Annotated in this window: 20 protein-coding genes; 7 read left to right on the forward strand and 13 right to left on the reverse strand. The window is 73.1% G+C overall.

Features of this window, described 5'->3' with window-relative positions; genetic code table 11:
• Window positions 1–29 precede the first annotated feature (29 nt).
• Window positions 30–1,541 carry an alpha,alpha-trehalose-phosphate synthase (UDP-forming) gene (locus ACZ7C5_RS26995; protein WP_401088630.1) on the forward strand — a complete coding sequence of 504 codons (1,512 nt, stop codon included), beginning with the start codon at window positions 30–32 and terminating at the stop codon, window positions 1,539–1,541.
• Here the strand turns inward: ACZ7C5_RS26995 and otsB are convergent.
• Window positions 1,528–2,367, reverse strand: a complete 840-nt coding sequence (otsB, locus tag ACZ7C5_RS27000; RefSeq protein WP_401088628.1) for a trehalose-phosphatase — start codon at window positions 2,365–2,367, stop codon at window positions 1,528–1,530. The two genes, ACZ7C5_RS26995 and otsB, sit on opposite strands and share 14 nt — an antisense overlap.
• 339 nt (window positions 2,368–2,706) lie before the next feature.
• Window positions 2,707–2,934 (reverse strand): DUF3263 domain-containing protein, encoded by a 228-nt coding sequence (locus ACZ7C5_RS27005; protein ID WP_188297595.1) that lies wholly within the window; start codon window positions 2,932–2,934, stop codon window positions 2,707–2,709.
• Window positions 2,935–3,044: 110 nt separating this feature from the next.
• Between ACZ7C5_RS27005 and ACZ7C5_RS27010 the strand changes: the two genes are divergently transcribed.
• Window positions 3,045–3,395, forward strand: coding sequence for a cupin domain-containing protein (locus tag ACZ7C5_RS27010; RefSeq protein ID WP_401088626.1), 351 nt, complete (start codon window positions 3,045–3,047; stop codon window positions 3,393–3,395).
• Between the two features lie 94 nt (window positions 3,396–3,489).
• On the opposite strand, the gene ACZ7C5_RS27015 is transcribed toward ACZ7C5_RS27010, so the two are convergent.
• Window positions 3,490–4,770 (reverse strand): extracellular solute-binding protein, encoded by a 1,281-nt coding sequence (locus ACZ7C5_RS27015; protein ID WP_401088624.1) that lies wholly within the window; start codon window positions 4,768–4,770, stop codon window positions 3,490–3,492.
• 312 nt (window positions 4,771–5,082) lie between these two features.
• Here ACZ7C5_RS27015 and ACZ7C5_RS27020 point away from each other — a divergent pair, with 312 nt between their 5' ends.
• Window positions 5,083–6,030 (forward strand): ROK family protein, encoded by a 948-nt coding sequence (locus ACZ7C5_RS27020; RefSeq protein WP_188297586.1) that lies wholly within the window; start codon window positions 5,083–5,085, stop codon window positions 6,028–6,030.
• Complete coding sequence (nagA, locus tag ACZ7C5_RS27025) at window positions 6,027–7,208, forward strand: N-acetylglucosamine-6-phosphate deacetylase (RefSeq protein WP_401088622.1); 1,182 nt, start codon at window positions 6,027–6,029, stop codon at window positions 7,206–7,208. The genes ACZ7C5_RS27020 and nagA overlap by 4 nt, the downstream gene beginning before the upstream one ends.
• 61 nt (window positions 7,209–7,269) lie before the next feature.
• Here the strand turns inward: nagA and ACZ7C5_RS27030 are convergent, their stop codons facing one another.
• Complete coding sequence (locus ACZ7C5_RS27030) at window positions 7,270–8,292, reverse strand: carbohydrate-binding protein (protein WP_401088621.1); 1,023 nt, start codon at window positions 8,290–8,292, stop codon at window positions 7,270–7,272.
• A 157-nt stretch (window positions 8,293–8,449) separates the two neighbouring features.
• Window positions 8,450–10,240: a GGDEF domain-containing protein gene (locus ACZ7C5_RS27035; RefSeq protein WP_401088619.1), complete on the reverse strand. Its 1,791-nt coding sequence runs from the start codon at window positions 10,238–10,240 to the stop codon at window positions 8,450–8,452.
• Between the two features lie 371 nt (window positions 10,241–10,611).
• Here ACZ7C5_RS27035 and ACZ7C5_RS27040 point away from each other — a divergent pair, with 371 nt between their 5' ends.
• On the forward strand, window positions 10,612–11,139 hold the full coding sequence (locus tag ACZ7C5_RS27040; protein ID WP_317620153.1) for a flavin reductase family protein: 528 nt from the start codon (window positions 10,612–10,614) through the stop codon (window positions 11,137–11,139).
• 8 nt (window positions 11,140–11,147) lie between these two features.
• Here the strand turns inward: ACZ7C5_RS27040 and arfB are convergent, their stop codons facing one another.
• A complete protein-coding gene (arfB, locus tag ACZ7C5_RS27045; RefSeq protein WP_188297591.1) occupies window positions 11,148–11,582 on the reverse strand; it encodes an alternative ribosome rescue aminoacyl-tRNA hydrolase ArfB in 435 nt (144 codons plus the stop codon).
• 67 nt (window positions 11,583–11,649) lie between these two features.
• Between arfB and ACZ7C5_RS27050 the strand changes: the two genes are divergently transcribed.
• Together ACZ7C5_RS27050 and ACZ7C5_RS27055 are read left to right on the forward strand one after the other, a co-directional pair.
• Window positions 11,650–12,147 carry a hypothetical protein gene (locus ACZ7C5_RS27050; RefSeq protein ID WP_401088617.1) on the forward strand — a complete coding sequence of 166 codons (498 nt, stop codon included), beginning with the start codon at window positions 11,650–11,652 and terminating at the stop codon, window positions 12,145–12,147.
• Between the two features lie 135 nt (window positions 12,148–12,282).
• Entirely contained in the window at window positions 12,283–12,858 is a 576-nt protein-coding gene (locus ACZ7C5_RS27055; protein ID WP_401088616.1) for a TerD family protein, read from the forward strand.
• Between the two features lie 114 nt (window positions 12,859–12,972).
• Here the strand turns inward: ACZ7C5_RS27055 and ACZ7C5_RS27060 are convergent, their stop codons facing one another.
• The 7 genes from ACZ7C5_RS27060 to ACZ7C5_RS27090 form a co-directional block, all read right to left on the reverse strand.
• Window positions 12,973–14,088, reverse strand: a complete 1,116-nt coding sequence (locus ACZ7C5_RS27060; RefSeq protein ID WP_401088614.1) for a hypothetical protein — start codon at window positions 14,086–14,088, stop codon at window positions 12,973–12,975.
• A gap of 123 nt (window positions 14,089–14,211) precedes the next feature.
• A complete protein-coding gene (locus ACZ7C5_RS27065; RefSeq protein WP_188301520.1) occupies window positions 14,212–14,700 on the reverse strand; it encodes a DUF3180 domain-containing protein in 489 nt (162 codons plus the stop codon).
• 170 nt (window positions 14,701–14,870) lie between these two features.
• Window positions 14,871–15,470, reverse strand: a complete 600-nt coding sequence (gene folK / locus ACZ7C5_RS27070; protein ID WP_188301521.1) for a 2-amino-4-hydroxy-6-hydroxymethyldihydropteridine diphosphokinase — start codon at window positions 15,468–15,470, stop codon at window positions 14,871–14,873.
• A gap of 43 nt (window positions 15,471–15,513) precedes the next feature.
• Window positions 15,514–15,873 (reverse strand): dihydroneopterin aldolase, encoded by a 360-nt coding sequence (gene folB / locus ACZ7C5_RS27075; RefSeq protein ID WP_188301528.1) that lies wholly within the window; start codon window positions 15,871–15,873, stop codon window positions 15,514–15,516.
• 246 nt (window positions 15,874–16,119) lie between these two features.
• Complete coding sequence (locus tag ACZ7C5_RS27080; protein ID WP_188301522.1) at window positions 16,120–16,599, reverse strand: nuclear transport factor 2 family protein; 480 nt, start codon at window positions 16,597–16,599, stop codon at window positions 16,120–16,122.
• Window positions 16,600–16,627: 28 nt separating this feature from the next.
• Complete coding sequence (gene folP, locus ACZ7C5_RS27085; protein ID WP_188301523.1) at window positions 16,628–17,509, reverse strand: dihydropteroate synthase; 882 nt, start codon at window positions 17,507–17,509, stop codon at window positions 16,628–16,630.
• A 77-nt stretch (window positions 17,510–17,586) separates the two neighbouring features.
• Entirely contained in the window at window positions 17,587–19,428 is a 1,842-nt protein-coding gene (locus tag ACZ7C5_RS27090; RefSeq protein ID WP_401088610.1) for a phosphatidylglycerol lysyltransferase domain-containing protein, read from the reverse strand.
• Between the last annotated feature and the right edge of the window lie 116 nt (window positions 19,429–19,544).

The raw sequence follows: 19,544 nt of genomic DNA on the forward strand, positions 1-19,544 counted from the left end.
CACCCCACACCCCCGGCAACATCCCAACCATGGGCGATCTCACGACCAACCGTTCGAGTGCGACCGGCACCGCCCCCGTCCTGGTGGCCTCCAACCGGGGACCGGTGTCCTTCAGCACCTCCGACGACGGCACGCTGACCCTGCGACGCGGCGGCGGCGGCCTGGTATCCGGCCTCTCCGCCATCGAGGACCCGAACGCCGTCTGGGTCTGCGCCGCCCTCAACGACTCCGACCGCAGAGCCGCCGCCGAGGCCCCCCACGGCCGCCTCGACCTGGCCGGCCACGACGTCGGCGGCCAGGCCGTACGCATGCTGGACATCGACCCCCGCACCTTCGCCCGCGCCTACAACGGCGTCGCCAACTCCACCCTCTGGTTCGTCCACCACCTGCTCTACGCGACCCCCACCGCGCCCGCCTTCGACGCCGGGTTCCGCACCGAGTGGGCCGCCTACCTGGCCTACAACGAGGCCTTCGCCGAAGCCCTGGCCGCCGAAGCCGCCCCGGGCGCCGCCGTCCTCGTCCAGGACTACCACCTCTCGCTGGTCCCGGCCCTGCTCCGGGAGGCCCGCCCCGACCTGCGCACCGGCCACTTCTCGCACACCCCCTGGGCGCCGCCCGAGTACTACCGGATGCTGCCCGACGACGTCGGCAGGGCCGTCCTGACCGGCATCCTGGGCGCCGACCGGGCCGGCTTCCTGACCCACCGCTGGGCCCGCGCCTTCGCCGCCTGCTGCGAGGACCTCCTCGGGGCGACCGTCGACCACGACGCGCTCACCGTCACCTTCGAAGGCCGCACCACACGCCCCCAGCCTTCGGCCGGGGGGACCCCCACTCGGCGAACTACACGCCTCGGCGTCCACGCCCTCGGGGCCGACGCCGACTTCCTGCGCGAACGCGCCCACCGCCCCGACGTCGACGAGCGCCTCGCCGCGCTCCGCGAGGCCGTCGGCGACCGCCGCACCATCGTCCGGGTCGACCGCACCGAACTGAGCAAGAACATCGTCCGCGGCCTCCAGGCGTACCGGCACCTGCTCCGCACCCGCCCCGAGTGGCACGACCGGGTGGTGCACATCGCCTTCGCCTACCCGTCCCGCACCGACCTCGCCGAGTACCGGAACTACACCGCCGCCGTCCAGGACCTCGCGGCCGCCATCGACGAGGAGTTCGCCACCCCCACCTGGCGGCCGCTGATCCTGCACGTCGACGACGACTTCCCGCGCTCCCTCGCCGCCTACCGGCTGGCCGACGTCGCCCTGGTCAACCCCATCCGCGACGGCATGAACCTGGTCGCCAAGGAGGTGCCCGTGGTCTCCGACCACGGCTGCGCCCTCGTCCTCTCCCGCGAGGCCGGCGCCCACGCCGAACTCAAGGACGACGCCCTCACCGTCAACCCCTACGACGTCATCGCCACCGCGGAGGCCCTCCACACCGGCCTCACCATGAGCCCGGAGGAGCGCGCCGGCCGCACCAAGCGCCTCGCCGAGGCGGCCACCGCGCTCCCCCCGCAGCAGTGGTTCCTGGACCAGCTCAACGCCCTGTGAGCGCCTCCCCCAGGGCCTCCAACAGCTCCACCACGCCCTCCGGCCCGGCGACCACCAGGTCCGCCCGGTCGGCCAGCTCCCGCACCGGCGCGTCCCCCACCGCGCCGGCGCACACCAGCACCCCGGCCACCCCCTCGCCGCGCAGCTTCTCCACCGCGGCGAAGGCCGCCACGTCCCCCAGGTCGTCCCCGGCGTAGAGCACCGAACGGGCCCCCCGCTCCCGCAGGAACCCGGTCAGCGCCGCCCCCTTGTCCACCCCCGGCGGCCGCAGCTCCAGCACCAGCCGACCGGGCTCCACCACCAGCCCGTACCCGGCCGCCAGCTCCCCCACCGGCGCCCGCAGCAGCTCCAGCGCCTCCTCCGGCCCCGCCGCCCGCCGGGTGTGCACCGCCACCGACCGCCCCTTGTCCTCCACCCACGTCCCCTCGGGCGCCCCCACCCGCTCCAGCACCTCGGGCAACGCCGCCCGCACCCCGGCGACCCCCGGGTGCACCTCCGGCGCCGACAGCTCCCCGTCCTCCCACCGCTCGGCCCCGTAGTGCCCCAGCACCACCACCCCCGGCAGCCCCGCGAACCCCCCGTACTCCACCGCCAACCCGGCCGGCCGCCCCGTCACCACCACCACCGCCCCCACCACCGAGGTCAACCGCCGCAACGCCCCCACCACCCCCGGATGGGCCCGCGCCTGCCCGGGATCCGCCACGATCGGCGCCAGCGTCCCGTCGAAGTCCAACCCGATCACGGCCTCCCCGGGCGCCGCCAGGACGGCCCGCACCCCGTCCCGCCCAGCCCCGGTCCCCGGCACGAACTTCTCTTCAAAACCCATACCGAAGCCCCTACCCCGGACCACCCCCCTCCGCACCCACCCGCCCAGCCGAGCCCCCACCCGCCCCTCCCCCCTGTCCCCACCCACCTACCTGTCCCACCCACCCGCCCACCTGTCCCCACCCACCCACCCGCCCTTCCCCCTCCAGGCGAGAGGGACGCGCCGCGGGCGGGGGCGGCGCAGAGGGTGGCCCGGAGAGGGGCGTGACGGGTGATTTTCAGACTGCCACCGCCGTCGGGCGTCGCACCCACGAGCAGGGCAGTCCGAAAATCATCCAGCCCCCGGAGCGGCCACCCCCGGAGCCGACCCCGCCACCCCACCCTCCCGAAAGCCCCCCGTTCAACGAGCCCCCCGCCGAGCCTCCCGCACCCGCCGCAGCCGATTCACCAGCACCGGCGCGTGCGCCAAGGCCTCCTCCCGGTCCAGCAGAGCGTTCAGCACCTGGTAGTACCGCGTCGAGGAGAGCCCCAGCTCCTCCCGGATCGCCCGCTCCTTGGCCCCCGCCGTCCGCCACTGCCGCCCCTCCAGCGCCAGCACCGCCCGCTCCCGCTCACTCAGCTCGGCCAGCTCACCCACCGGAAACCCTCCGCCCACCGCTACGGAGTGTCATTCTCCCGCGCGACCCCGACACACACTGCTCGCCCCGCCGCCCAGGACCCCCCGCTAACGTCACCCCCATGACCACGCCCGCCTTCGCCCTGCACATCCCCACCGCCGACCTCGACCCCGACCCGCTCGACCCGTCCCAGATCGTCTCCGGCACCCCCGAGGTCACCGGCAGGGTGCTGTCCGAGTCCGCCGACGGCCGCCACCTGCGCGGCATCTGGCAGATCACCCCCGGCGTGGTCACCGACGTCGAGGCCGACGAGATGTTCGTGGTGCTCAGCGGGCGAGCCACCGTCGAGGTCGAGGGCGGCCCGACCCTGGAGGTCGGCCCCGGCGACTGCGCGGTCCTGCGCGAGGGCGACCGCACCACCTGGACGGTCCACGAGACCCTCCGCAAGGCCTACGCCATCACGCTCCCCTGAGCCCCGCCCGACACCGCACCACCCGAAAACGCACCACCCGAAAACGCACCGCCGGGGCCGGGGGGGAACCCCGGCCCCGGCGGCGTCCCCGGCCCTACTTCCGGACCTTCGCCGCTTCCTTCGCCGCCGACTCCTGGAGCCCGCCGAGCACCTGCTTCGGGTCCCCCGTCACCGCCTGCCCGATCCCCGCCTTGATCCGGTTGCTGACCTCGCCCCAGGCCGGGTCCCCGAACGGGTAGAAGCTCGCGTTGGTCAGACCGACCGCGAACTGCTTGAGGTCCTCGTGCTTCGGATCCGACGACATCTGGGTGAACGCGTCCTGCGTGACCGGCAGCAGGTTGTACTGCTCGTCGAACTTCAGCTGGTTGTCCTTGCCGTAGACGAACGACAGGAACTTCTTGATCTCGTTCTTGTGCCCGTTCGCCTTGAACGCCGTCATCCAGTCCGCGACCCCGAGGCTGCCGGTCCGCCCCACCCCGTCCTTCTTCGGGATCGGCGCCGTCCCGAAGTCGATCTTCCCGGCGGTCGCCATCCGCAGCAGTGTCGGATGCCCGTTCAGCATCGCGACCTTCCCGGCGGCGAAGTCCTGGAACACCGGGGTGCGGTTCATCGCGCCCGGGTCCGGGTACGTCAGCCCGGTGCCCACCAGGTTGCTCTTCAGCCAGCCGAACGTCGCCTGGTTCTGGGCGCTGTCGATGGTGTAGTTGCCCACGTCGTCGGAGATGCTGCCGCCGCCGCTCAGCGTCCACAGCATCGACTCGGCGGGTGCCTCCTCAGGCCCCAGCGGCAGCCCGTACGGGGTCACCCCCGGCACCTTGGCCTTGATCTTCTCCGCGTCCTGCCGCAGTTCGTTCCAGGTGGCCGGCGGCTGGGTGATCCCGGCCTGCCGGAACACCGCCTTGTTGTAGAAGAGCACCCGCGACGAGGACACGAACGGAATCCCGTACTGCGTCCCGAGCACCTGTCCGGCGTGTGCGAAGGTCTCCAGGAACTTCGCCTGGGTCTCCACCGAGAGCACCTCGGAGGCCGGGTACAGCCGGTCCGCCGCGACCTGGTCCGCGAAGCCGCCGGTCTGGAGCAGGTCCGGCGACTTGCCGGCCGCGATCATGTCCTCGACCTTCTTGCCGATCTCGGTCCAGCTGTCCACCTCGACGCTGACCTTGATCCTGGGGTTGGCCGCCTCGAACTCCCTGGCGAGCGCGTCCCAGTAGTGCTGGGAGCTGGTCTCGGGGCTCTCGCCGTAGTCGGCCGCGACGAGTCTGAGGGTGACCGTCCCGTCGTCCTGCCCTCCGCACGCGCTGACCGCGGTGAGCACCAGTGCTCCGGCCAGCGCACCGCCGAGCACACGGGTGGGAACGTGGACGCGTCGGTTCAACGCGGGTACCGCCTTCGGGGGGATGAACGGCCGGAACGGGGGAAATCCGGCGGGGGGACGCGCAACACTGCCAAACCCGCCGACCACCGGTCCACACCACTGACCAGGCCCGCCCCAGTAGTTACCGAAGTGCTCGGAGTCATTGCACGATGCGCAACAAAACCCCCGCTTCCACCCCCCGTACCCCGTCCCTCGCCCCGGCGCAAAGCCCCCCACAATCCCGCAGCTGCGACAAAGCTCACCCAGTATGGACCAGACCAATCCGACAACTGGACTAGACCTCTTCTACCCACCCAAGGGAAACTGTCCTCCGTGAAGCACGTCATCGCACTCGATGTAGGCGGCACCGGCATGAAGGCCGCGCTGCTCGCCCAGGACGGCTCCGTGCTGTTCGAAGCACGCCGACCGACCGGGCGGGAACACGGCACGGACGCCGTTGTCGCCACCATCCTCGACTTCGCCGCCGACCTGGCGGACGAAGGCCGCAGCCGTTTCGGCGTCGCCCCGCTCGCGGCCGGTGTCGCCGTCCCGGGGACGATCGACGAGAAGAACGGCATCGCGGTCTACTCCTCCAACCTCGGCTGGCGCGACCTCCCGCTGCGGAGGCTCCTCGGCGAGCGTCTGGCCGGACCGGACGGCGGCGCGATGCCGGTGGCCCTCGGCCACGACGTGCGCTCCGGGGGCCTGGCCGAGGGCCGGCTCGGAGCCGGCCGGGGCGTCGACCGCTTCCTGTTCATCGCCCTCGGCACCGGCATCGCCGGCGCCATCGGCATCGACGGCCGGATCGAGGCCGGCGCGCACGGCTACGGCGGCGAGATCGGCCACGTCGTGGTCCGCCCCGGCGGCCCCCTGTGCGGCTGCGGCGCCCGCGGCTGCCTGGAGACGCTGGCCTCGGCCTCCGCCGTCTCCCGTGCCTGGGCCGAGGCCAGCGGTGACCCCGACGCCGACGCGGCATCCTGCGCCGCCGCGGTGGACGCCGGGGACGACCGCGCGCTGGCGGTCTGGCAGCAGGCCGTCGACGCCCTGGCGGACGGCATCTTCCTGGCCCAGAGCCTGCTCGACCCGTCCACGGTGATCGTCGGCGGTGGTCTGGCCGAGGCCGGCGACACGCTCTTCACCCCGCTGCGCGCGGCGGTCACCGAGCGACTGACCTTCCAGATGCCCCCGAAGGTCGTACCAGCCATGCTCAAAGACACCGCCGCTTCCCTGGGCGCGGGCCTGCTCGCCTGGGATCTGCTCTCGATGGAGGTGACCGCGTGACCACCGCGGACCGTGACCGTACTGCCCTGGCCGGCGCCCGACTGGTCCTGCCCGGCGGCGTCGTCGAGGGCGACCGCCTCGCCGTGGAGGGCGAGCGCATCGCCGCCTTCGGCGGCGACACCGAGCCCGGCGACCTCGACCTGACCGGGTACACCGTCGTACCCGGCTTCGTCGACCTGCACGTGCACGGCGGCGGCGGTGCCGCGTACACCTCGGGCATCGCCGAGGAGGCCCTGCTCGCCGCCCGCACCCACCTGGAGCACGGCACCACCACCACGGTGGCCTCCACCGTCACCGGCGAGATCGACGAGGTCGCCCGCCAGGCGCACGTCCTCTCCGAACTCGTCGAGGACGGCGTCCTGGCCGGCATCCACTTCGAGGGCCCGTTCATCTCGCACAACCGCTGCGGCGCCCACCGCCCCGACCTGCTGCGCGACCCCGACCCGGCGCTGGTGCGCAAGCTGGTCGACGCCGCCCGCGGCCATGCCAAGATGGTCACCCTGGCCCCCGAACTGCCCGGCGGCCTGGACTCGGTGCGGATGCTCGCCGACCTCGGCGTGATCGCCGCCGTCGGCCACACCGACTCCGACTACGCCACCACCCTGGAGGCGATCGAGGCCGGCGCCACCGTCGCCACCCACCTGTTCAACGCCATGCCCGGCATCGCCCACCGCGCCCCGGGCCCGATCGTGGCGCTGCTGGAGGACGAGCGGGTCACCGTCGAGCTGATCAACGACGGCGTGCACCTGCACCCCTCTGTGCTGGACCTCGCCTACGGCACCGCCGGCGCGAACCGGGTCGCCCTGATCACCGACGCGATGGGCGCGGCCGGCATGGGCGACGGCCTCTACCCGCTCGGCCCGCTCCAGGTCGAGGTCAAGGACGGCGTCGCCCGGCTGGTCGAGGGCGGTGCGATCGCCGGCTCCACCCTCACGCTGGACGTGGCGTTCAAGCGCTCGGTCACCGTCAACGGGCTGAGCCTGAACCAGACCGTCGAGTCGCTGTCCGCCACCCCGGCCCGGCTGCTCGGCCTGAGCGACTCGATCGGCTCGCTGGAGACCGGCAAGCTCGCCGACCTGGTCGTGGTCGACTCCGAGAGCTACGACCTGGTCGCCGTGATGCGCCGCGGCCGGTGGGTCATCGGCGGCGACGCGTTCTCCACCGTCAAGCCCGCCTGAGCGACGCCGACGGCCGCCCTCCCCCTGCGGGGACGGGCGGCCGTGTCGTGTTCCGGGGGCGTCAGCCGCTCGGTTCGATGGTGACCTGGTCGATCAGGACGGCCCCGGAGGGCACCGTGAAGGTCACCGAGTTCGACCCGGCCTGGAACTGCGGCAGTATCCAGGTGCTGTACCAGGCGGCCGCCTGGTCCTTGGGAGGGGTCCCGTAGATCTTGTACGACAATCCGCTGGGCCATTCCTTGCCGTTCACCACGGCCCCGCCCTTGAGCTCCGCGCCGGAGTAGTTGTAGTGCACGTACATCTTGTAGGTGCCGGCCGTGGCGATCTCACCGGTCCAGGTCACCGAGCCGCCCGGCTGGAGCGTCAGGTAGCTGCCGTCGGCCGACTTGGCGCCCTTGACGCTGTTGCCGGACGGCGCGTTCTGCGCCTGGAGCTGGCTCGCGTCCACGCTCGTCGGGCCGGAGACGGGGGTCGTGGTCGCCGAGGGGGTGGTGCTCGCGGTGGCGGCCGTCGGCGCGGGGCTGCCCGAGACCGGCGGGGCGGCGGTCGTGGTGCCGCCCTTGGTGTCCTTCTCGCCGCCCGGATCCCCGGTGGAGAGCGCTATCCCGGCGCCGATCGCTATCGCCGCGACCACGGCGACCGCACCGATCACCGCGCCCTTGCTCCGGCCGCTGCTGCGGGGCTCGTCCCCCGGCTGCGGCCTGGAGTGCTCCGCGTAGCGGGTCTGCTGGGTGGGCGCGGCACCGTACTCGGGCTGCTGCGGCGGGCCGGGCTGACCTCCGTACGGGGCCTGCTGCTGGCCGCCCGGGTACCCCTGCGGCGGCATGCCCTGCTGGCCGTACGGCTGCTGCTGCGCCCGCGGCGGCCCGGCCTGCGGGTAGCCGTACTGCGCGCGCCCGACCTCCATCGGGCGGCTGTACGGCGTGCGCGGGACCCCCTGCTGCGGCTCGGCCGGCTGCCCGGTGGAACCGTCGGCCGGGCGGTAGAGGTAGCCGAACGGGTCGTCGTCCTGCGGGGCACCGCCCCCCTGGCCCTCGGGCACTCCGTTGCTGCCGGCGGTCGTCACGGTGGTCTGCTCCCCCATCCGGTGCGCCGCCTGCTGCGAGCGGCGCAGATCATGGACGCTGTCGTACCGGGAACCCTACCTGTCGTACCTGACAGCGGGAAAAGAACCCTTGACAACTCATGGGTAACCCGGCCCGGCCGGGGTGGATCCGGGCGAACCGCGGCCTTCCGCGGGCTCAGCCCGCGCGCCGGTGCGAGCGCTCGCCGCGCGCCCCGCGCACCGCCCCGCCCCTGGCCCGCTTCTCGTCGTACATCCGCTCGTCCGCGGTCTGCAGCACCTCCTCGATGCTCATCCCGCAGCCCGCCCAGCCGACCCCGAGGCTCACCCCCACCCGCATCGCCCGCCCGTCGATCCGCATCGGCGGGATGATGGCGCCGCGCAGCCGGTGGGCGAGGTCCTTGGCCTCCTCCCGGCCGATCCCGTCGGCCAGCACCACGAACTCGTCGCCGCCGAGCCTGGCCACCGTGTCGCCGTCCCTGACGGCCTGGCTCAGCCGCCGGGCGACCTCGACCAGCACCGCGTCGCCCGCGTTGTGGCCGAACCGGTCGTTGATCGACTTGAAGCCGTCCAGATCGCAGAAGAGCACCGCGAGACCCTTGTCCAGCGCCGCGGCACCGCCGGAGCGGAACGGCGCCGACCAGGCGTCGCCGCCGGGCCCGTACTCGGCCGGGACCACCGCGTGCACGTGCTCCCCGTAGCCCGCCGGGCCGACCCCGGTCGGCAGGCCCTCGGACAGCCCGTAGCCGTGCACCGGACCGGCGTACGGGTCGGTGCCCTCCAGCCCGCCGTGCGCCGCGTGCGCGCTGTAGGAGTCCGCCTGGTAGCCGTACGGCTGCGGGTAGGCCGCCTCGACCTGCCCGGCGGCCGCGCCGACCGGCTGCGGCTGGGCGCAGAGCCGGCGGCCCAGCCTGGCCTTGAGTTCGGCGCCGTTCGGCAGCCCGGTGAGCGCGTCGTGGCTGGCCCGGTGGGCGAGCTGGAACTCGTGCCGCTTGCGGTCCTCGATGTCCTCGACGTGGGTGAGCAGGAAGCTCGGCCCCTCGGCCGCGTCCGCGACGATCGAGTTCCGCAGGCAGACCCACTGGTAGCCGCCGTCGCGCCGGGACAGCCGCAGCTCCGCGCGGCCGCTCTCGGCGCTGGTGCGGTCCAGCAGCGCCCGGTCCTCGGGGTGCACGAGGTCGGCGAAGCTCTGCTGGCGCAGCACCGCCCTGGGCCGGCCGAGCAGCCGGCACAGCGCGTCGTTGACCCTGGTCAGCTGACCGCGCCCGGCGCCGTGCAGTTCGGTGATCGCCATCCCGCTGGGCGCGTACTCGAAGGCCTGGCGGAAGCTCTCCTCACTGGCCCGCAGCGCCTGCTGCTCCTTCTCCAGGCGGGCCAGCGCGCGCTGCATCTCGGCCCGCAGCCTGGCGTTGCCGATCGCGATGGAGGCCTGTAGCGAGAACATCTCCAGCGCCTCGCGGGTCCACGCCCCGGGCCGCTTGCCGCTGCGCGGGCGGTCCACCGAGAGCACGCCGAGCAGGTCGCCGCCGGCGCTGTACATCGGGGCGAGCAGTCCGTCGGCGGGGTGCCAGTCGTTGGCGTACACCGGCAGCGGGCCGTCCCCGATCCAGCGCGGGATGTCGCTGGCGACGGCCCAGCCGCGGTCGTACGGCAGGAAGCGCAGGGTGCCCCAGTGGTCGCTGACGCCGAGCAGCCGGTCCCAGGACTCCCGGGAACCGACCTGGCCGAGCAGCACGGAGGGGCCGCCCATCGGGCTCTCCTCCAGCTCCCAGACGGCCGCCACCACGAGGTCGCCGTCCGGTCTGACCAGGCTGACCGCGGCGGCGTCGAAGCCGAGCCCGTGCACCGCTCCCTCGACGACGGCCTGGAGCGTGCCGGCGAGGCTGCGGGCAGCGTTGAGGTCCGCCACGACCCGGTGCAAGGTGCGGAGGGTCGCGAGACGGACGTACGGCTCCGACTCGGCTTCCATGCGGGGGCTCCCCGGCTGCTTCGGATAGTTCTTGATTGGTTATCGTCCGATTGCCAGAAGAACTGAATCACAGGGAGCACAGCGTTCGGCACGCTCGGTCAGCAATAGGCCATCACTTGTGACTTAAATCACACGACACTAATGCGCCCTTAATCAGTTCATCTGTCCCATAGCTGGACATAAAACGCCATCGGAACATTTCTCGTGGTCGACCGCATCGGCCGCGGACTGAAGCCGGCTACACCCGGCGATCCGACGGCTTCACCCCTGGGGGTGAGTTCGGCCACCGGGCGCAACCCTTCGGCCGGACCACCGGTCCTACGACCAAGGCCCGATGCCCTTCTTCCCGGGCGCCGACTACCGTGCGGTACGTGTACTCGTCCCCGCAGCCCGAAGCTGCCCCCCACGCCACGCCCGACGAGTTCCGGGCAGCTCTCTCCCAGCTCGCCGCCGGCGTGAGCCTGGTGACCCTCCACGACCCGGAGGACGGCGAGGACGCCGGCATGACCGCCACGTCCTTCCTCTCCGTGTCGCTGGAACCGCCGCTGGTACTGATCTCGGTCCGCGAGGACTCCCGGATGGACGAGCTGCTCTCCCGGGTCGACACCTGGGCCGTCTCGCTCCTGGCCGAGGGGCAGAAGACGCTCGGCTCCCGGTTCGCCATGAAGGGCCGGCTCAGCGACCGGCTGCTGTTCACGGACACCCCGCACCACCGCGGCCCGCGCACCGGCGCCCCGCTGATCGACGGCGCGCTGGCCACCGTCGAGTGCCGCACCGAACAGCGGATACCCGCCGGCGACCACACCCTGCTGCTCGGCCGCGTCCTGGAGGCCGTGGTGCCCGACCCCGGCGGCCGCCCGCTGCTCTACTTCCGCGGCGGCTACCGCACCCTGGGCTGACGGACCGGCTACTCGCCGCCCCGCGGCGACCGGCGGCCCTGCTTCAGCTCGGAGCGGTGCCGCTTGTTCTCCAGCCGGCGCTGGACCATCCCCCGGCTGGGCCTGGTCGCCCGCCGCGCCTTCGGCGGCGGCGCGCACGCCTCGGTCAGCAGCGCCGACAGCCGGACCACGGCCGCCTCCCGGTTGCGCCACTGCGAGCGGAACTCCGAGGCCTGGACCACCAGCACCCGGCCGTCCACCAGCCGCCCGGCCAGCCGCTCCAGCGCACGCTCGCGCCACACCTCGGGCAGCGCCCTGGTCGAGGCCAGGTCGAAGCGGAGCTCGGCCTTGGAGTCGGAGGTGTTGACGTGCTGGCCACCGGGGCCGGAGGAACGCGAGAAGCGCCAGACGAGCTCGGTGTCGGGGACGACCACCGACCCCCGTACGCGAACGGGCTCGGACATGTGCCCATCATCCCGCGCCGCGCCCGTACGGTCACCCGGTTATCCGAGCGCGCGCCGAGCCCCGACAATGGCGTACGTGATCGAGCTCGGCTACTCCCTCTCCAACCGCTTCCCCGACCCCCCGCAGACGGACTACCGCACCGCGTCCGTGCACACCCTGCGGTACGACCTGTTCTCCGGCGACGTCTACCTGGACGGCGAGGACGCGGGGCTGTCCACCGCGTGGGGCTGGGTGCCGGTGCTCGACTTCGCCTGGGCGCTGTGCGACGTCGTCGAGCACCTGGACCGCGACCCGGACGGCAGCCGGGCCGCCCGGGTGCAGACCGCCGACCTCGACTTCACCCAGAACACCGAGCTGCTGCGCTTCGCCCGCCGCTTCAACTGGGTCGAGGTCACCGCGACCTGGCTGCCGGACGAGCCGCCGGTGGTGGTCCGGCACGACGAACTGCGGCGCGAGGCCAGGGACTTCCTCCAGGACACGCTGGCCGACCTCTTCGACATGCACCCTGGCCTGGCCGACAATCCGAACATCTGGTCGCTCCAGGGCCGGTTCCGGCGGATCTGACACCCGGCTTTGCCCGGTCTTTGCCCCGGGATTGGCACCCACGAAGAATTCACGGCCCCTGCGGAACCAAGCCCCCGGGGTATTGCGTTGTCCCGGGGAAAAGCGAACGAAGCGAACGAAGGGACTGCAATCGTCATGCCAGTGAGCCTCTCCAAGGGTGGCAACGTCTCGCTGACCAAGGAGGCCCCCGGCCTGTCCGCGGTCACCGTCGGCCTCGGCTGGGACGTCCGCACCACGACCGGCGCCGAATTCGACCTCGACGCCAGCGCGATCGTCCTGAACGCGGACGGCAAGGTGCTGTCCAACGGCCACTTCGTGTTCTTCAACAACACCAGCACGCCGGACAACACCGTCGTGCACACCGGTGACAACCGCACCGGCGAGGGCGCGGGCGACGACGAGTCGATCAACGTCAACCTGGCCGGCCTGCCGGTCGAGGCCGCCAAGATCACCTTCCCGGTCACCATCTACGACGGCACCGCCCGCGGCCAGAACTTCGGCCAGGTCCGGAACGCCTACATCCGCGTGGTGAACGCCGCCGGCGGCGCCGAGATCGCCCGCTACGACCTCTCCGAGGACGCCGCCACCGAGACCGCGATGATCTTCGGCGAGCTGTACCGCAACGGCGCGGAGTGGAAGTTCCGCGCCGTCGGCCAGGGCTACGCCTCCGGCCTGGCCGGCATCGCCCAGGACTTCGGCGTCCAGCTCTGACGCACCCGCGGGAAACGCCGCGGCGCGGGAAGTCGGTCCGTCCGACCTCCCGCGCCGCGGTTCTTCGTTTCCGGGGTCCTGAGCCCGGGCACCGGGGCCAGGGCACCGCCGGCCTCAGCGCGAGGCGCGCAGCTCCGGCAGCTCGATCAGCTCGGTCTCGTCCTCCGGCGTCAGGTCCACCACGGTCGGCTCGCCCCGCTCCGGCCGGTCGGCCGGCTCCGCGGCCCTGGCCCCGGCCTCGGCGGCCACCACCTCGTCGCCCACCACGTCCGCCAGGTCGGCGCGCTCCCCCAGCTCGGCGACGCTGCCCACCGCCGGTGCCGGGGCCGCCGGGCGCACCGCGGCACCCGGGTTGCGGCCGAAGAAACTGAAGCCCTGCCCGCGCACCTGTCCGGACTGCACCGGCCGCTGCCGCTGCCGCTCCCCCGGCACGGGCACCGCGGCCGGAACCGCCGGCGTCCCGCCGAGCTGACCGACCGTCGCGGTCAGCGCCGGACGCGCCGGCACGGGCCGCGCGGGCGACTGGGCCGCCGGGGCCTGCCCGGGGGTGGGCACCGAGGGCGCCACCGGGGCCGGCACGGCCACCGGAGCGGGCACCGCAGCCGCCGGGGCGGCCTGGACGACCGGAGCCCCCGCCGCGGGCGCCCGCAGCGCGACCTCCGCACCCGCCGTACGAGCCCGCTGCTCCTCCTGCTCCGCCGCGCGGCGCTCCAGCAGCCGCAGCACGGCCGCCGCCCGCACGTACGCGGCCGGGCTGGCCGGGTACCTCGGACGGCTCGCGGCGAGCGCCTTCTGGGTCGCCTCGGCCTCCTTGAGCGCCTGCTCGGCCACCGCCACGGCCCGCTCGCGCAGCAGCCGGGCGATCTCGGTCTCGGCCTTCGCCAGCCGCGACTTCTCCGCCGTCAGCCGCCGCCCGAACCTGGTGGCCCGCTCCTCGGCGACCTCCGCCGCGTACTCGGCCTCGGCCAGCTGCTCCTCGAACCGCTCCTCGGCGCGCAGCCGCTGGGCCGAGGCCATCTCGGCGGCCGCCCTGGCCGCCTTGTCCCGCTGGCGCAGCAGCAGCGCGAAGCCGAGCGTCGCGATCACCGTCGCGACGCCCACCGAACGAACCAGGACGGTGTCCTGACTGAAGAGCAGTGCGGCCAGAGCGGCGACCAGCAGTACGCCGGCGGCGGTGGGGGGGAAGACCCGGCCGAGGACGGAGGAATGACGGTGGCGTCCGCGAGACATGTCCAAGAAACTAGCGTGCGAATTGGGGGCGTGTCAGCCCAGGGTCCCCTTCCGCCCTTGACAGGGTGCGGTTTTTACCGCACGTGCCCGGAATCTCACGCAAGATCACGACGGACGCCCGGCTCAGCGGTGCGATGCCGCCTGGCCGCCCGGGTCGTCGTGGTTCTCCGGCAACTTGCACACGTGCTGGATCCAGAGCGCCGCGGCGATCACCGCCGCCCCCGCCAGCACCGCGAGCCCGGCCGTGACGGCCTGGTCCTGGCGGGCCGACACGTCCAGCTCCCCCAGCAGGTAGATCCCGGCGCCCGCGTAGACGCCGGTGACCACCGCCGAGACCAGCGCGCTGGCCTGTCCCAGCACCACCGCCCTGGCCGCCAGCAGCGGGTCGACCCCCTTCGCGCCCGGCTGCCGCTCGCGCACCGCCTTCAGCCTGGCCCGCAACGACAGCGCGGTCGCCAGCAGGATCACCGCCACCGCCGCCAGCACCACCGGCGCCGCGGCCGGCACGGCGGGCAGCGTGTCCAGGGAGGCCCACAGTTTGGAGCCGGCCCAGGACAGCGCCGTCGTGGCCGCGGTGATGCCGATCAGCAGACGGAGGCGAAGCAGCTTCACTCGGAGGGGGTCCTTCCCTGGTACCGGAGCCGGCCGGCCGCCCGGTGGCCCGGCACGGCGACGCCAGGCCACCGTACCGGGCCCGGCCGGGCGGGCACCCGCGCGAACGACGGACACCTACTCGTACGGCCGGGCCCCCGGCCGAGTTCCCTGACCGCCAGCCTCGAGGCCTACTCCGGCAGCGTCAGCCGGATGTCCTCGCGGCGCTTCACGCCCTGCGCGCCCGGGCCGCCCAGCCCGTCCAGCAGCACGTCCACCCGCCCGTGCCCCGGCACCTCGGCCTCCGGCTGGGCGTCCAGCCAGGGGGCGAGCACGAAGGCCCGCTCGTGCGAGCGCGGGTGCGGCAGCAGCAGCTGCGGGTCGTCGCTCAGCACGCCCTCGTAGGCCAGGATGTCGACGTCCAGGGTGCGCGGGCCCCACTGGACCGTCCGCACCCGCCCGAAGGCGTCCTCGATGGCGTTGCCGCGCTCCAGCAGGTCCCGCGGGGGCAGCGAGGTGCGCAGCACCACGACCGCGTTGTAGTAGTTCGGCTGTTCCTCGGGCCCGCCGACGGCCTCGGTCTCGTACACCGCCGAGACGGCCTTGATCCTCAGGCCCGGGGTGTCGGCGAGCGCGTCCACGGCGCCCTGGAGGGTGTCCAGCCGGTTGCCCAGGTTGCTGCCGAGCGCGATCACCGCGCAGTGCTGACTGTGCAGCGTGGTGTCGGCGGAGTCCACCCGGCTCTCCAGGTCGAACGCGTTCGGCGTGGCCGTCGGGTCGCTGGTGCTCATCGGAGAATGTCCTCTACATCGAAAACCGGGGGCGCGGCGGGGGTCATGCGCGGCCCCGGTGGATGGTCACGGTCACGTCGTCGAACGGCACGGTGATCGGGGCGTCCGGCTTGTGCACCGTGACCTCGACCTCCTCGACCGCTTCGTGCTTGAGGCACTGGTCGGCGATGCGCTGGGCCAGGGTCTCGATCAGGTCGACCGGTTCCCCGGCGATGATCGCGGTGGCCTCCTCGGCCACCAGACCGTAGTGCGCCGTGCGGGTGAGGTCGTCTCCGGCCGCCGCGGGGCGGGTGTCCAGGTACAGCACGAGATCGACCACGAAGGTCTGTCCTTCGACGCGCTCGCGCTCGAAGACGCCGTGGTGGCCCCGGGCACGCAGCCCCCGCAGGGTGACGCGGTCCAGCAAACGAATCACTGCTCCCAGTCGGACGGACCCCGCCCGGAGAAAGGCATGGACGGGCAGGGTGAAGGCGGGCAGCACGCCCGCCACTCCGTTTCGAATCTACCCGCGAGCACGGACGACGCCTGACCGTCCTACCCGGCACGAACCGACGCCACGCGCGCCGGTATGGCGATTGACGTGAACGTTCGGTGACCGCTCGGAAATTCCGGACGACTTCCCGGCGCGGCATTTCCGCGGTCGCCGGAATCAGCTCTCCTCGTCGTCGTCCCCGCTGGTCAGAACGGGTGAACCGTGATGCGACCAGAGCTTCCACCCGGCCGGGGTACGACGGAACAGATTCGTCGACACGACCTTTCCGCCGACCAGTGGCCCGAGTTCCCCCTCCTCCTCCGACTCGCCGCCGGACAGGATGTTCTCGGTGCACGTGACAAGGGCCACATCACCGTGCACCTCGGCCTCGACATCGGTCAGGAAGAACTGGATGTACTCCGTGTTCATCATGATCAGCATGTACGAGCGGGTCACCTGGGCCCGGCCGCGCAGCACCGGCCAGCCCGGGTGCACGCACACCACGCCGCCCTTGTCGTCGGCGTCCGCGGCGCCCAGCCAGGCCTTCTCGACCGCTTCCAGGTCCCCCCGTTCCAGCGCCTCGTAGAGTCCCCGGTTCGCCGCGAGCACGGCCTCCAGGTCCGTCTCGCGGGCCCGCCCGGCCGTACCGCCGCTCAACCTGCCGTCACCTGTCACAGACCCTCCCTCACCCCAGCCGCGCCGCGTGCTGCCAGGCCGCGACCACCCGGACGGCGTCCGCCGTACCGGACACGTCGTGCACCCGTACCGCCCAGGCTCCGGCCCTGGCCGACAGCACCGACACCGCGGCCGTCGCGTCGTCGCGCTCCCGGGCCGGGCGCAGTTCCCCGGTTGCCGGGTCGGCGAGCAGCGTACCCAGGAACCGCTTGCGCGAAGCCGCCACGAGCACGGGACGGCCGAGCGCGGTGAGCGCGTCCAGCCGGCCGAGCAGTGCCCAGTTGTGCTCGGAGGTCTTGGCGAAGCCGAGCCCGGGGTCGAGGATCAGCTGGTCCTCCTTGACGCCGGCCGCCAGCAGCGCGTCCACCCGGCCGGTCAGCTCGGCCACCACGTCCCGCACCACGTCGCCGTAGACGGCCATCCGCTCCATGTCGGCGGACTGCCCGCGCCAGTGCATCACCACGAAGGGCGCGCCGGTCTCGGCGACCACCCTGGCCATCGCCGGGTCGGCGAGCCCGCCGGAGACGTCGTTGACGATCGCGGCACCGGCCTCGACCGCCTGCTCGGCGACCGAGGCGCGCATGGTGTCCACGGAGACCATCACCCCGGCGTCGGTGAGTTCGCGCACCACCGGCAGCACCCGGCGCAGCTCCTCCTCCTCGGGCACCCGCTGCGAGCCCGGGCGGGTCGACTCGCCGCCGACGTCCACCAGGTCCGCGCCGCGGGCCCGCAGCGCGAGGCCGTGCGCGATCGCCTTGGCGGGGTCGTGCCACATCCCGCCGTCCGAGAAGGAGTCGGGCGTGACGTTGACCACACCCATCACGGCGCAGCGCTCCAGCCGCGGCAGTCCGACGGGGAGGGAGAAGGACGGCGAATCGTTCATGCTCCCCATTATCGAACGGCGGGCCGCCATCGAACGGGGCCCCCACCGAGGATGCTCGGCGGGGCCCCGGACGGCGGCGAAGGGCCTCAGGCGGCCTCGGTGACCTCGCGGGTCGACGGGACGGGCATCAGCCCCTCACGCTGGCGCCTGCGGCCGAAGCGCGGCATGCCGAGCGTGATGAAGGCCTCCGCCTGCATCGCCGCGAAGCCGATCCGCGGCAGGTCCCTGGTGTTCGGGAAAACCAGGAAGCGCGGCTCCCACTCGGGCTGGAACTTGGCGTTGAACTTGTACAGCGACTCGATCTGGAACCAGCGCGACAGGAACACCAGCAGCCCCCGCCAGGCGCGCAGCACCGGGCCGGCGCCGATCCGCTCGCCGCGGGCCAGCGCCGAGCGGAACATCGCGAAGTTGAGCGACACCCGGCGCACGCCCATCGCGGGCACCGCCTGGAGCGCGGCGACGATCAGCAGCTCGTTCAGACCCGGGTCGGCGGCGCGGTCGCGGCGCATCAGCTCCAGCGAGATGCCGTCCGGCCCCCAGGGCACGAAGTGCAGCACGGCCTTCAGGTCGTCGCCCTCCTCGCCCTCCTCCGGGTCCTTGTGGGCGGTGACCACCACGCAGTCGTCGTCCAGCGGGTCGCCGAACCGGCCGAGGGCCATCGAGAAGCCGCGCTCGGTGTCGGTGCCGCGCCAGCGGGCGGCGGCGTCGGCGATCCGGTACTTCTCCTCCACGGTGAGGTCGCCGACCCGGCGCACCTTGCAGGAGTAGCCGTTGCGCTCGATCCGCTTGACCATCTGGCGCACGTTGCGCATGGCCCGGCCGGAGAGCGAGAAGGCGGCGGTGTCGACGATCGCCTCGTCGCCCAGCTCCAGCGCGTCCAGGCCCGCCTCGCGGGTCCAGACCTCGCCGCCGACCTCGCTGCACCCCATCACGGCGGGCACCCAGGCGTGCTCGCGGGCCTCGGCCATGAACACCTTGATCGCGCCCGGCCAGGCCTCGACGTCGCCGACCGGGTCGCCGGAGGCGAGCATCACCCCGGAGACCACCCGGTAGGAGATCGCGGCCTTGCCGGTGGGCGAGAACAGCACGCTCTTGTCGCGGCGCAGCGCGAAGTAGCCGAGCGAGTCGCGCTCCCCGTGCCGGGTCAGCAGCCCGCGCACCTTCTCCTCGTCCTCCGCGGTCAGCTCGGGCTTCGGCTTGCCGGGGCGCAGCGCCAGGTAGGCGGTGGTGAAGGCGGTCAGCAGGCCGAGCCCGCCGAGCAGGTAGGCGACCAGGTCGGACATCCGCTCGTTGTTGTAGCGGACCGGCCCCTCGAAGCCGAACAGCCCGTACCCGACGTGCTGCAAGCGCTCGGTCAGGCCCGGGTGGCCGATCTCGTACTTGGTCCTGGTGCTCACGATCAGCAGGCCGAGCAGCACGCTGAGGAGGCCCATGACGACCAGGTTGACGACCGCCCGCCAGCGGGTGCGCGGGTCGGCCTTGGCGTAGAACTCGCGCTGGTGGACCAGCATCACGACGAGGACCACGAGCGAGACGACCGCGGGGCCGATCTGGTGCCAGCGCACGAGGTGCAGCCCCACGCTGACCGGCAGCAGCACGCAGACCGCCCGCCAGGCCCGCCGCTTGCGCCGGCGCAGCGCGTGCGCCAGCGGCACCAGCAGGATGCCGACCATCAGCGTGCCGACCGCCGCCAGGCTGGTGGTGCCGCCCGGGAGCTGCCCCGCGAAGTTGTGCATCCTGGTGTGCCGGAGCTTGGGGAACACCGCGCTGGCGATGTCCACGAGCCCGATCAGCAGACAGACGTACCCGACCGCTCCCGGCAGCCAGGCCCTCGGTACGGCGGACGCCTGGGTACGCAGCGTCTGCAGGCCGCGACGACGGCGCGGCGGCTGCTCGGGGCTCGGCTCAACGGACACGGGAACGCTCATGGAAGCTCAGCGTAGAGGCTGCGGTGCGGTGTCCCGTCACTCCGGGGGAGGACGCGTGATGGACCTTCATGCCTATTCCTTCATCAGGCAATGCGCATACCAAGGACCCGGAAACG

This window comes from Kitasatospora sp. NPDC036993 (genome assembly GCF_055607525.1).